This window comes from Halopseudomonas sp., assembly GCF_036961105.1.
Classification (GTDB): Bacteria; Pseudomonadota; Gammaproteobacteria; order Pseudomonadales; family Pseudomonadaceae; genus Halopseudomonas.
This window is the reverse complement of sequence record NZ_JBALWW010000018.1, coordinates 34,944-47,118: the sequence shown is the minus strand read 5'-3', so window position 1 is coordinate 47,118 and position 12,175 is coordinate 34,944. Positions and strand designations below refer to the sequence as shown.

The window sequence follows — 12,175 nt, the reverse complement described above, 5'->3', positions numbered from 1 at the left end:
GACCAATAGGATTGATGATGAAAAAAGGAATGCTCACCACTACCGCACTGGCGCTCACCCTGGGCCTGCTGACCGCCGGCAACGCGCAGGCACGTGACACCAAGTTGATGCTGTCGATAGAAGAGGCGATGAACTCCGCCGACTTCCAGCAGCGCCTGGACTCCAGTATCACCTTCAGCTTCGGCGGCCTGCCCAATGGCAAGCGCATTGGTGAGCGGCATGGCAACTACACCAGCAACAAGAAAACCAATGCCTTTGGCAAGAGCGACGAGGAGGCCTGCCGCTGGGCTCTATTGTCGGCGCTGCTGAGTTTCCAGGACCGGGTGCGCAGTGAAGGCGGCAACGCGGTGGTCAACCTTGAGAGCTACTACAAGGCCAATCCGATGATCTCCCGTACCGAGTATGAGTGCCACGCTGGGGGCGTTATTGCCGGTGTAGCGCTGCGTGGCGACGTGGTAACTTTGGCGCCCTGATTGCCTGGGGCGTTGCTGCGCTGAGGGCTGTCTTGCGCTCGGGCCTGCCCCGCGCGCCACGCCAGGCCGCGCTTAGCGCTGGCGTGCGATGGCGCTGGATTCAATCACCTGCTGCCCGACGGGCGCCATCAGCGCAGCCTGCAACATGGCTGCCGCCACATCGCTGGTCTTTATCGCGCGATAGCGTTTGGGAATGATCGGCTTGAGGCTGCGGGACAGTAGCAGTCCAAACACCTCGCCCGGCCGGTCGTCCGGGCGCGGGCCGGCATCCAGCAGCGATGGCCGGATCAGCGTCAGTGAACGGAAATCCATGGCCATCAGATCCTGCTCCACTTCCCCTTTCACGCGAAGATAGAAGGAACCCGAGCGCGGATTGGCACCCACCGAAGAGTTGAGCACAAAGGTACGGGTCCCGGCTTGCAGCGCCAGCCGCGCGGCGGTGCCTACGTAGTCCCGGTCCACCTGACGAAAGGCGGCCTTGGAGCCGGCCTGTTTCAATGTGGTGCCCAGCGCGCATAGCGCTGCATCCGCTTGCCACCAGTCGGCCTCCTGGGGCAATGCCGCAAAATCTATTTGCGGGTTCTGCAAATGCGCGTAGTGACTGACCGCCACCGGCAAGGGGCGCCGGGTTGGCGCTACCACCCTGGCGACGGCCGGATCGGCCAGCGCCTGGCGCAGAATGTCCATGCCCACCATCCCGCTGCCGCCGAATACCAGCAGCGTTTTCCCCTTGCGGTCCAGCATGGCCATCTCCCTGCTTATGAATGTCAGTTTCAGTTAAGCCTAGTGTGCCTACTATTGCGCAGGTTGCCTGGAAAAATGCCGCAACAACTTGCTGGCTCCCCAGGGAAGTGTTGGCGGTAGCATCAGGTCAAAGAGCGCAGCATGGCTATCATCAGGAGAGCGGAATGAACACAGGCGGATTGCTGGATCAATTGTTGAAGGCGGGTAGCGGCATGCTGCAAGGCAACAATGCCGCCACCGGCAACGGTGGGCGTGGACAGGCCAGCCAGCAGAGTGGCGGTGGCAGCAGCCAGCTCGGCAGCTTGCTGTCCGGCGCTGGCGGCGGCGCGCTGGCGGCGGGGGCCATAGGCATGTTGCTGGGCAACAAGAAGGCGCGCAAGTTTGGCGGCAAGGCCATCACCTATGGCGGTTTGGCCGCGCTGGGCGTTGTTGCCTACAAGGCCTACAGCACCTGGCAAAAGAATAATCAGGCCGCCCCACAAGGTCAGCCGCAGACCGTGGATCGCCTGCCGGCGCCGCAGGCCGAGCTGCACAGCCACGCGATTCTGCGCGCTGTCATTGGTGCAGCCAAGGCCGACGGCCATGTGGATGATCGCGAGCGCCAACTGATCGATGCCGAGATCGCCAAGCTCACCCCCGATGCGGCCATGCAGCAGTGGTTCGATCGCGAGCTGAACAAGCCGCTGGATCCCGGCGAAGTGGCGAGCGCGGCCAGCACACCCGAAATGGCGGCCGAGATGTACCTGGCCAGTGTGCTGATCGTGGACGAGGAAAATTTCATGGAGCGCAGCTACCTGCAGGAGCTGGCCAGCCAGCTCAAACTGGATCCGGCGCTCAAGGCCGAGCTGGAAAAAGAGGTGCGAGCGGCGCAGTGATGCCTAGTGGCCGTGGCTGCGCCCGACGTGGGAGTCCTGCTCGCTGGGTTGCACTGCGCCACTGATTTCCAGCTGCTGGAGAATGCCGCAGTGATCCACATCACTGGCGCTGCGGCAGCGGTGACGCAGCTCGACCAATTGCTCGCGCAATTGGGTCAGGCTCTGCAGGCGGCTGCTGACGTGTTCGATGTGTTCGTCGATCAGGCCATTGACCTCGCCACAGCTGGCCAGCGGTTGCTCACGCAGGGTCAGTAGCTCGCGAATTTCATTCAGGGTCATGTCCAACGCGCGGCAGTTGCGGATGAAAACCAACTGTTCCAGGTGCCGCTCATGGTATTGCCGGTAGTTACCCTGGCTGCGGCTGGGTTCCGGAAGCAGCCCTTCCTTTTCGTAGTAGCGCACCGTTTCCACCGCCGTGCCGGTCAGTTCGGCCAGCTTGCCAATTTTCATTTTCGACCTCCCGCTTGACCCTATAGCGACTTCAGGGTTTTTACTGTGCCTCACAGTTACCCGGAGAGTCCAGCATGGCCAATGAAAATACGTCCTCTTGTTGTGCCGCCAAGGGATGTTGCGGGGCCAGGCCTGCGGCGCCGGCCAGTACTCCTTTGCAGGGCGCAGAGCTTAGCCGCATTCGTATTGAACAGATGTGTTGCCCGGTCGAGGAACGCATTATCCGCGGCAAGCTCGAAGGACAGCCAAATATAGGCGCGCTGCAATTCGATCTGTTGCAACGTCAGCTGACACTCCAGCATGCGCCGGGGCAGCGTGAAGCCATTATGCAAACGCTGCGCGAGCTTGGCTTCAGTCCGGCGCTGATCACGCCGCAGGCGCAGCCGGCCGCGCCAGCAGCCAAGCCCTGGTGGCCGCTGGCACTGGGCGGCCTGCTGGCGCTGACCGCAGAGGTGCTGCATTTTACCGCGCTGGCGCCCGAGTGGCTGGTTGCTTTGCTGGCGCTGGCTGCCATTGCCCTGACCGGTATCAGTACCTATCGCAAGGGCTGGATCGCGTTGCGCAATCTCAGTCCCAATATCAACGCCTTGATGAGCCTCGCCGTGACCGGCGCGGTGCTTATCGGACAGTGGCCGGAGGCAGCCATGGTGATGGTGCTCTTTGCCATTGCCGAGCTGATCGAGACGCGCTCACTGAATCGCGCGCGCGACGCCATAGGCAAACTGATGGCATTGAGCCCTGAGCAGGCGCGCGTGCAGCAGGCCGATGGCAGTTGGCAACTGCTGGCCGTGGACGATGTGGCACTGGGCGCCCTGGTAAGGGCGGCGCCGGGCGAGCGTATCGCCATGGATGGCGAGGTATGCAGCGGCTTGTCAGCGCTCAATCAAGCGCCGATTACCGGCGAGAGCATGCCGGTGGATAAGGCGCCTGGCGATGCGCTCTATGCGGGCACCATCAACCTCACCGGCGAGCTGGAGTACCGGGTCACGGCCGCAGCCGCCCAATCCACGCTGGCGCGCATCATTCACGCGGTTGAACAGGCGCAGGCTGAGCGCGCACCCATCCAGCGCTTTGTTGATCGGTTTGCCGCAGTCTATACCCCGGCGGTAATGCTGCTGGCGCTACTAGTTGCAGTGATACCGCCCCTTTTCATGGGCGCGGCCTGGTACGACTGGATTTATCGTGCGCTGGTACTGCTGGTGGTCGCTTGCCCCTGCGCTTTGGTGATTTCGACGCCGGTAACCATTGTCAGTGGTTTGGCCGCGGCGGCGCGCATGGGGATTCTGATCAAGGGCGGCGTTTATCTGGAGCAGGGCGGCAAGCTGAATGTGCTGGCATTGGACAAGACCGGCACCCTGACCCTGGGTCACCCGCAACAGACCGATTGCATAGCCCTGGGCGTTACCACGGCGCGATCGGCTGCGCAGCTCGCCGCCAGCCTGGCAACACGCTCCGATCATCCGGTTTCGCAAGCCATAGCACGGCATGCCGAAGGAGCCGGAGTCGCCCTGCTGCCGGTGACGGGTTTCACCGCTGTGCCGGGCCAGGGCGTAAGCGGTGAGCTTGACGGCCAACTCTACTATCTGGGTAATCGCCGGCTGGTCGAGAGGCTGGGTTTGCACTCCGCAGAATTGGAAGGGCAGCTGCAGATGCTGGAACAGCAGGGCAAAAGCGCGGTGGTGATCTGTAATCACAGCCAAGCGCTGGCCATTCTGGCAGTAGCCGATCAGGTCAAGCCCAGCAGCCGTGAGGCCATAGCCGAACTGCACGCGCTGGGAGTAAGTACGCTGATGCTCAGTGGCGACAATGCGTCCACGGTTGCCGCCGTGGCCGCGCAGGTAGGTATTGATCAAGCGCGTGGCGAGTTGTTGCCGGAGCACAAGCTGGCGGCGATCGCGGAGCAGCAGGCGCAAGGCCGCCGGGTTGCCATGGTGGGTGATGGCATCAATGATGCGCCGGCCCTGGCCAAGGCCAATATCGGCTTTGCCATGGGCGCCGCCGGCAGCGACAGCGCGATTGAAACCGCGGATGTGGCCTTGATGGATGACGACCTGCGCAAAATCCCCCGGTTCATCCGCCTGTCGCGACAAAGCATGCACATCCTGTGGCAGAACATCGCGCTGGCGCTGGGTATCAAGGCGCTGTTTCTCATCCTTACCCTATTCGGCGCCGCCACCCTGTGGATGGCGGTATTTGCCGATATGGGTACCAGCCTGTTGGTGGTCGCTAACGGCTTGCGGCTGCTGCGCCAGAGCTGAACTGCCGCGACAATCAGGCCAGCACGCAATCCGGCCGTCGCGGGCACGTCGCTCTTTCATGGAGGCTTGGTTTTCTGTCGGTTTGCCCAGCCATTTGGCCTGGATTGCCATTTAGTTGGCACTGGGTGGCTAGACGTATGGCGATTTATGCAACAAACTGTTGCCAGCGAACAAAAATAATATTTCTGCATCCGCTCAGGCTGGATGTAAGGAGAGCAAGTCATGATCAAGTCGGTTTCTTCCTGGTTCACCCCGCTGGCGCTCGCGCTGGTGTTTGGCAGCGCGGCGCTTTACGCCTCCTCGCAGTCTCCTTTGCCCACGCCGGGTATGCTTGACGCCCCGGTGGCCGTGGTGAGTGATATTTTCAGCCGCTTCTGAGGCGATAGACCCGCCTGTAGCGCGCCCCACGAGAACGGGGTTGCCCCCGGTTATGGATGACTATGAAGGTTCAGGCAAACGGCGTAACCAATGAAGTCTATGTGCGCGGTGCCGGCCAACCGGTGCTGCTGCTGCATGGCAACCCCGACAGCCACGTCATGTGGCTGCCGCTGATTGCCAAGTTGCGCGGCAATTACCGGCTTATCGTTCCCGACCTCCCCGGTTTTGGTGCCAGCAAAACACGCGCCGACCATGCCGAAGTGACCTTGCAGGGCATGGCGGAGTGGGTTGCCCATCTGCTGGATGCATTAAGTGTCGATCGCCCGGTAGACCTGCTGCTGCACGATTTTGGCGGTGTCTACGGCCTGGCCTTTGCCACGACCTATCCCGAACGTGTTCGTCGCCTGGTGATCACCAATACCGTATTCCAACAGGATTACCGCTGGCATTTCTGGGGCCGCGTGTGGCGCAAGCCGCGTCTGGGCGAGCTGTCCATGGCGATGATGGGAATTCCCGGCCTGGGCAAGGCGATGTTCAGCGCCTCCCTGCGTGCCGGCGGCCCCGGACTCAGCAAACAGCAGATTGCCGAAGCCTATCGCCATTTCACCCCCGAGGTGCGCCAGCAGGTGCTGCGGCTTTATCGTGCAACCGATCCGGCGAATTTTGCCGGCTGGGAAACCCGCATGCTGGCAGTGACCGCAACCCATCCCAGCCTGGTGCTCTGGGGGCAGCGCGACCCCTTCATTGCAGCCCGCTACGCCGAGCGTTTTGGCGCAGCAAGCGTGCAACGCTTTGCCGATGTGGGCCACTGGGTGGTGGTAGAGGCAGCTGACCGGGTGGCACCGCTGATTGACGCGCATCTGGCCGGCAGCCAGGATGCCTGAGCACAGAGCGTGTACGCCTGGCTTGCGACATTCGGTAGCTGCCCCTGACGTTCCCCGCACTCTGACGCGCTGCTAGACTAGCCCGCATGACGCTCTCCCGCTCGCAACGCTCACTCTTTGTCTGGCTGCTGTATTTCAGCATCCTGTTCAATGTGCCGACCTGTGGTCTGCTGCATGGGCAGATGGCGGGCATGCAGTTAAGCGGCGTGGGCATTGTGTTCTGCTCGCTGGGTTACGGCAGCAGCGTTGATTTGAGCGCCGATGATGGCGCCAGCGCCACCGGCAATATGCTGGCCTTCAAGTGCCCGGTCTGCGGCTCGGTGAGCATCTCCATTGGGCTGCTGTTTGCGCTGGCCTGGCTGCTGACGCTGCGCCGCGACGGCCCGATAACGCTGCGCGAAGCACTGCAGCGCCTGTATCCGCGCTATGCCTGGCCACCGGCCAACCCCAGGGCACCGCCGCTGTTCTGACACGTCCACCGCCTGCTGGCGGTATTGCCGCTCTTGCTCTCCGCGCCGTGCGCTCCAGAGAGTGAGCACTCGGATTTGTCAGGATCTATCTAATGAAATCGATTTTTCTTCGCTCTACCGGCGCGCTGCTGCTCTGCGCGCCTGTGTCATATGTTGGTGCTCAGGACGCGCTGGAACTGCCCACGCTGGAAGTCATCGGCAGCCAGCAGGAAACTACCGGGCTGCAGCTGGATGGGCCGGCAGAAACCGGCTCACGCCTGGATATCACGCCGCGGCAAACCCCCGCCTCGGTCTCGGTGGTCAACCGCGAGCAGATCCGCGCGCGCGGTGCGGAAAATACCCAGGACATTCTCGCCAGCATCCCCGGTGTCACCGCGGCGGCGCCGCCGGGCTCTGCCGGCTTTATCTCCTGGCGCGGTTTTACCAGTTCGCAGGTGACGCAGATGTTCAACGGCATCACCTTGCAATACGACGCCATCGCCGCGCGCCCGGTCGACAGCTGGATCTACGACCGGGTTGAAGCCATTGGCGGCGCCTCGAGCTTTCTCAACGGCTCGGGTGGTGTCGGCGGCTCGGTGAACTACATCTGCAAGCTGGCCGACCCCAACCAATCGTTCAGCGAAGGGCGCATCAAGTATGGCAGCTACGACAGCCGCGAGCTGGCCTTCGGCCTGAACCAGCAGCTCAACGACGGCCCGGTGCGCAATACCCTGCGCCTCGACGTCAGCCAGACCGGCAGCAACGGCTATGTCGATCGCGAGGAGCGCAGCGCCTTTAGCTCGGCGCTGTCGCTACGCACCGACTTCAGTGATCAGCTGTCGCACACCCTGGCGCTGGAATACCAGAACGAGCAGGTCGACAGCCCCTACTGGGGCACGCCGGTGCTGCAACCCATTGGCGGCGAGATGAAGGTCGACGAGAGCCGCCGCTTCGAGAACTACAACGTGGAAGATGGCCGCTACGAGCAGCGGGTGCGCTGGCTGCGCTCGATCACCGAATACTGGCTCAGCGACCAGACGCGGCTGCGCAACACCTTCTATCACTACAACGCGCAGCGCGATTATCGCAATCTGGAGCGCTACACCTACACCGCCGACAACAGCCAGATCAGCCGCTCGGCGGCGCTGCTGCAGCGTCACGACCAGGAGGTCAACGGCGACCGCGTCGAGCTGCTGCATAACAGCCGTCTGTTCGACCGCAAGAGCGACTGGTCGCTGGGGCTGGATTACAGCCACAACGTGCAGACCCGGTACCCGCGCTCGGTCTCGGCGGTCTTTGATGTGGTGGATCCAGACAACTTTGACCCCGGTCACTTCTACGACATCCCGGGCATGACGCCTGGCCACGAGCCGCAGCGCAGCAACCAGCTGAACACCTGGGCGCTGTACCTGGAAAACCGTACCGAACTGACCGACCGACTGGCGCTACTCACCGGCCTGCGGCATGACCGGATTGACTTGCAGGTGACCAACCACCAGACGCCCTCGGCCACCAATCCAGCCGAGTTCGGTCAGACCTACGAGCCCACCACCGTCCGAATTGGCCTGGTCTACGAGTTGACGCCAGCCGCCAATGTCTATGTGCAGTACAGCACGGCAGCAGATCCACCGTCGGGCGTGCTGACCACGGCGAGCTTTGGTCAGATCCAGGATTTTGACCTGACCACCGGCGAGCAATGGGAGGTGGGCAGCAAGTTCGACTTTCTTGCTGGGCGTGGCTCGGCCACCGTGGCGCTCTACCAGATCACGCGCAAGGATCTGGCCACCAATGACCCGAACAACCCCGGTGAAACTCTGCCGGTGGGGCAGCAATCGTCTACCGGGATTGAACTGGCCGGCTCACTTTGGGTAACACCTAAGCTGCTGGCCGAGGGCAACTTTGCCTGGGTAGATGCCGAGTACGACGAGTTCAACGATAACGTCGCCGGAGTGGCCGTGTCCCGAGCCGGTAACAGCCCCAGCAACGTGCCCGACAAGGTGGCCAACCTGTGGCTGACCTATGACGTTGCGCCGCGCTGGCAGCTGGGCATGGACACGCGCTACGTCGCCTCCGTTTACGCCGATGCTGCCAATACCCTGTCGGTGCCGTCCTACACGCTCTTTGACGCCTTTGTCGGCTACGAGCTGGCGGAAGATACCCAACTGAGCCTGCGCGGACGCAACCTGACCGATGAGATCTACGCGCGACAGGCCGGCTCCACCATGCTTTACCTTGGCGCACCGCGCAGCCTTGAAGTGGCGCTGCAAACGCGCTTCTGACCAGTCAACAGCCGCCGGCGGGTGCCAGACACTCGCCGGCCGGGAGAGAGTGATGAAGCGCTATCTGTTTCTCTGGCATCGCTGGTTGGGTATAGCGCTCTGCCTGTTTATGGCCATGTGGTTTTTTTCCGGCGTGGTGATGATGTACGTCGGTTATCCCAAGCTGACGCCACGCGAGCATCTGGCCCATTTGCCGCCGCTGGCGCTGGAGGGCTGCTGCATTGATCCGGTGTCGCTGGCCGCCGATGATCCTGACGGAACCCTGCAGAGCGTGCGGCTGACCAGCCTGCGCGGCGAGCCGCATTATGTGCTGGGCTATGCCGACGGTGGGCGAGTGGTGGTCAACGCCCGCAGTGGCGAGCGAGTAACATCGATCAGCCCGGCGCAGGCGTTGCAGGCGGCGCAGCAGTTTGCCCCGAACACGCCAATGCAGGCGCAGGGGCTGATAGACGAGGATGCCTGGACGCACTCTCGCGGCCTCGATGCCGAGCGGCCGCTGTACCGCGTGCAACTGCAGGACGCCGAGCAGCGGCTGCTGTATATCTCCAGCCAAACCGGCGCGGTTGTGCGCGATGCCACGGCCAATGAGCGCCTGTGGAACTGGGTGGGCGCCTGGATTCACTGGCTCTACCCACTGCGCGGCAACTGGCTGCAGCCGGCCTGGCACAACACCGTGGTGTACCTGTCGGCGGCGGCCACCGTAATGGCGCTACTGGGTATGTTGCTGGGGGTGATGCGCTGGCGTGGCAAGCGGCGTTACCGCAATGGCTCGCACTCGCCTTATAGCGGCATGGGGCGATGGCATCATCTGGTAGGGCTGGGCGCCGGCGCTCTGCTGGTGACCTGGATCTTCAGCGGTTTGATGTCGATGAACCCCTGGTCGATCTTCAGCCCTGGCGAGCCGCTGGATACTCGCGCCTATGCTGGCGGGGTTCTCGGCCCGGAGCGCCTGGCGCAAAGCCCGGCGCAATCACTGCAGCGCTTTCAGGCCAGCGGCTTTGACCCAGTGGAGCTGGTGTGGCGGCGGGTGGCTGGCGAGATGCTGTTGGTTGCGCAGGATGCCAGCGGTGCCACGCGGGTGAGCCTGGGCGGTGGACCGGTGCGCGAACGTCTGCCCGCTGCGTTGCTGGAGCGGGCCGCGGCGGCGGTCTGGCCCGCCGTTGAGCCACCGATGCAGTGGCTCAACGCTTACGACTTCTACTACTACCCGCGCACCGAGCACAGCATGCTGGGGCACCTGGCCAAACCCCTGCCGGTGCTACGGGTAGAGTACCCGGATGGGGCGCGCACCTGGCTGCATATCGACCCCTACACCGGCGAGATTCTCAGCCAGGCCAGTAGCGGCCGGCGAACCTCGCGGGTGCTCTTTGCACTGCTGCACAGCTGGGACTGGTTGCCGCTACTGCAGAATCGGCCGTTGTGGGATGTGTTGATGCTGGGCTTCAGTATCGGTGGCCTGCTGATCAGCCTGACCGGAACGGTAATGGGCTGGCGGCGATTGCGGAGCAGGGCAGCAGCACGCCGCCGCGTCCGTTTGCAGTCGGCGGCGTTGCGATACTAAATGAGGATCACCAGCCACACCGTCAGAATCATTAGCAGCGAGATCAGCTGGGCGGCGCTGCCCATGTCCTTGGCTCTTTTGGAGAGCGGATGCAGTTCCAGCGAAATGCGATCAACCACCGCTTCGATGGCCGAGTTGAGCAGCTCGACGATGAGGGCAACAAACACCACCAGCAATAGCACAGCGCGCTCCAGCGCGCTGACGTTCAACACACACGCCAGCGGAATCAGCACCGCGCTGAGCACCAGCAGCTGCCGGAACGCCGCTTCGCCGAGGATGGCGGCGCGCAGGCCGGCCAGCGAGTAAGCGGTTGCCTTGAAAACACGGCTTATCCCGCCACGGCTTTTCAATGACAGGGCCTCTTCACCGGCTTTTGAATCAGGTTGCATCAAGGTTTGTCTCCGGTTTCAGTTCCGGGTTGTGGTAACACTTTAACAGATAGGCCCAGTCCGCTTGCGGCATGGCACCGCGACGGCGGCAAAACTGCGCCAAATCATGTTTTACAGCCTTGTGCTGGAACAACCGGCGACGGCTTTTCTCCAGATCGAGCAAGGCTACCGCTGGCTGTTGCGCAGCCAGGCTGATGTACACGTGTTTGCTGTACAGCGAGCCATGCTGCCGCCTGCCACTATGCAGCCTGCGTAACACCAAGGCCAGCCGGTGCAGTACGGCTTGCCGATTCGCGGCGGATAGTTTGTCGGCGTGCTCTGCGTACCATTCATCCAGGCTGACGAATCCGCTTAGTTCCTCGGTGATCAGTAGCGCCTGCCATTGCCCGGCCTGTTTGCGCGCGCCGCAAAACACGCGTTTGGGTACTTGCACTCCTAGTGTTTCGCAGTCTATTAGCGCCTGTTCTTCACGCAGCACCGTAGGTAAACCAAAGGGGTGGCGCAGGGAGTAGTACAGGTGGCCGATCTGCCGTTTGCTATACAAAGGTGGCTTGTCGGATTGCTGTGGCGCAAGCAACTGCACTCCGCTTTCACCGCCGCGTCGCTGGTTCTTCTCCTCGACCCATTTGCCTTGCACCTGCCACCAGCGTTCAAAAGACGATGGCCTGGCTTTGCTCCGCAGGTCGCTATGCTGCCAGGACAGGGCGCTCATGCGCGCCTCTTGCGCAGTACGTACACGCGCCACATGGCATAGCCGGGTAAAAAGTCGTGATGGTTGATGATGCTGAAACCGGCCTGCCGGAATTCGCTTTCCATGGTTTCGCGGCGCACTACAAAACGGTTTTGATTATCGGTGTTGCTGCGTGCAGCGCGACGTGCTTCCAGTTTTTTGCGTTTCATGGCTTTGTAGTTGCCATCGACCCAAAGCGAGATGATCACCGTATCGCGGGACACTCGGCAGAGTTCGCGTAGCATGGCCAAACGGTGTTCATGGTCGGCAATGTGATGGATCAGGCGCATGCACAATATGCTGTCGACAGCGTTGTCGCCCAGGTCGATATCGAAGGCTGAGGTCTGAAAGGTTTTTACCCGTGAGACGATTTCTTCAGGTTGGCCCGCTAGCGCGGTTTTTATCATGTCTGCGGAATTATCTGCAGCCAGAATTACGCGGTTAGGTGCTTCGGCCAGCATGGGCCAAAAGCGTCCGGCGCCGCAGGGCAGGTCGAGTACCAAGTTGGGGTCGCCGGCGTCTTTCAACGCGCGCCGCGCCAGCTGCATATCGCGCCAGCTGGACAACCGACGAGACAACCCAGCCCGGTGTTTTTCCAAATAGTGGTAGGCGTGCTGTTGATCGTACTTGTCGGAAAATTCCAACTTGATCGCTTTTGAATCTGACATCACAAAGCCCTCGAAGAGTTCACGAGGGCCAGACTAA

The 12,175-nt window shown here is 62.2% G+C and carries 13 protein-coding genes; 8 read left to right on the top strand and 5 right to left on the bottom strand.

Annotated features, from left to right (window positions below):
• The first annotated feature begins 17 nt into the window (after positions 1–17).
• The gene (locus V7756_RS15165) at positions 18–473 is read left to right on the top strand and encodes an excinuclease ATPase subunit (protein ID WP_335611036.1); all 456 of its coding nucleotides are present in this window, start codon (positions 18–20) and stop codon (positions 471–473) included.
• A gap of 72 nt (positions 474–545) precedes the next feature.
• Here V7756_RS15165 and V7756_RS15160 read toward each other — a convergent pair whose 3' ends face one another.
• Positions 546–1,217, bottom strand: coding sequence for an NAD-dependent dehydratase (locus tag V7756_RS15160; RefSeq protein WP_335611035.1), 672 nt, complete (start codon positions 1,215–1,217; stop codon positions 546–548).
• 164 nt (positions 1,218–1,381) lie between these two features.
• On the opposite strand from V7756_RS15160, the gene V7756_RS15155 reads away from it, so the two are divergent.
• Positions 1,382–2,092 carry a tellurite resistance TerB family protein gene (locus tag V7756_RS15155; RefSeq protein ID WP_335611034.1) on the top strand — a complete coding sequence of 237 codons (711 nt, stop codon included), beginning with the start codon at positions 1,382–1,384 and terminating at the stop codon, positions 2,090–2,092.
• Between the two features lie 3 nt (positions 2,093–2,095).
• Here the strand turns inward: V7756_RS15155 and cadR are convergent, their stop codons facing one another.
• Positions 2,096–2,542: a Cd(II)/Pb(II)-responsive transcriptional regulator gene (cadR, locus tag V7756_RS15150; protein ID WP_335611033.1), complete on the bottom strand. Its 447-nt coding sequence runs from the start codon at positions 2,540–2,542 to the stop codon at positions 2,096–2,098.
• Positions 2,543–2,616: 74 nt separating this feature from the next.
• Here cadR and V7756_RS15145 point away from each other — a divergent pair, with 74 nt between their 5' ends.
• The 6 genes from V7756_RS15145 to V7756_RS15120 all read left to right on the top strand — a co-directional run bounded on the left by V7756_RS15145 (position 2,617) and on the right by V7756_RS15120 (position 10,351).
• The gene (locus V7756_RS15145; RefSeq protein ID WP_335611032.1) at positions 2,617–4,800 is read left to right on the top strand and encodes a heavy metal translocating P-type ATPase; all 2,184 of its coding nucleotides are present in this window, start codon (positions 2,617–2,619) and stop codon (positions 4,798–4,800) included.
• A gap of 222 nt (positions 4,801–5,022) precedes the next feature.
• Complete coding sequence (locus tag V7756_RS15140) at positions 5,023–5,178, top strand: hypothetical protein (RefSeq protein ID WP_335611031.1); 156 nt, start codon at positions 5,023–5,025, stop codon at positions 5,176–5,178.
• A 62-nt stretch (positions 5,179–5,240) separates the two neighbouring features.
• Positions 5,241–6,062 (top strand): alpha/beta fold hydrolase, encoded by an 822-nt coding sequence (locus V7756_RS15135; protein WP_335611030.1) that lies wholly within the window; start codon positions 5,241–5,243, stop codon positions 6,060–6,062.
• A gap of 86 nt (positions 6,063–6,148) precedes the next feature.
• A complete protein-coding gene (locus tag V7756_RS15130; protein ID WP_335611029.1) occupies positions 6,149–6,532 on the top strand; it encodes a DUF2946 domain-containing protein in 384 nt (127 codons plus the stop codon).
• 92 nt (positions 6,533–6,624) lie between these two features.
• On the top strand, positions 6,625–8,790 hold the full coding sequence (locus V7756_RS15125) for a TonB-dependent receptor (protein WP_335611028.1): 2,166 nt from the start codon (positions 6,625–6,627) through the stop codon (positions 8,788–8,790).
• A 52-nt stretch (positions 8,791–8,842) separates the two neighbouring features.
• Positions 8,843–10,351: a PepSY domain-containing protein gene (locus V7756_RS15120; protein WP_335611027.1), complete on the top strand. Its 1,509-nt coding sequence runs from the start codon at positions 8,843–8,845 to the stop codon at positions 10,349–10,351.
• On the opposite strand, the gene V7756_RS15115 is transcribed toward V7756_RS15120, so the two are convergent.
• From V7756_RS15115 to V7756_RS15105, 3 genes are read right to left on the bottom strand one after another with little or no spacing between them, the layout of a single operon-like run.
• Positions 10,348–10,740 carry a diacylglycerol kinase gene (locus V7756_RS15115; RefSeq protein ID WP_335611026.1) on the bottom strand — a complete coding sequence of 131 codons (393 nt, stop codon included), beginning with the start codon at positions 10,738–10,740 and terminating at the stop codon, positions 10,348–10,350. The genes V7756_RS15120 and V7756_RS15115 overlap by 4 nt on opposite strands.
• A complete protein-coding gene (locus tag V7756_RS15110) occupies positions 10,730–11,452 on the bottom strand; it encodes a lipopolysaccharide kinase InaA family protein (protein WP_335611025.1) in 723 nt (240 codons plus the stop codon). The genes V7756_RS15115 and V7756_RS15110 overlap by 11 nt, the downstream gene beginning before the upstream one ends.
• Positions 11,449–12,138, bottom strand: a complete 690-nt coding sequence (locus V7756_RS15105) for a class I SAM-dependent methyltransferase (protein WP_335611024.1) — start codon at positions 12,136–12,138, stop codon at positions 11,449–11,451. The genes V7756_RS15110 and V7756_RS15105 overlap by 4 nt, the downstream gene beginning before the upstream one ends.
• Positions 12,139–12,175: the final 37 nt, after the last annotated feature.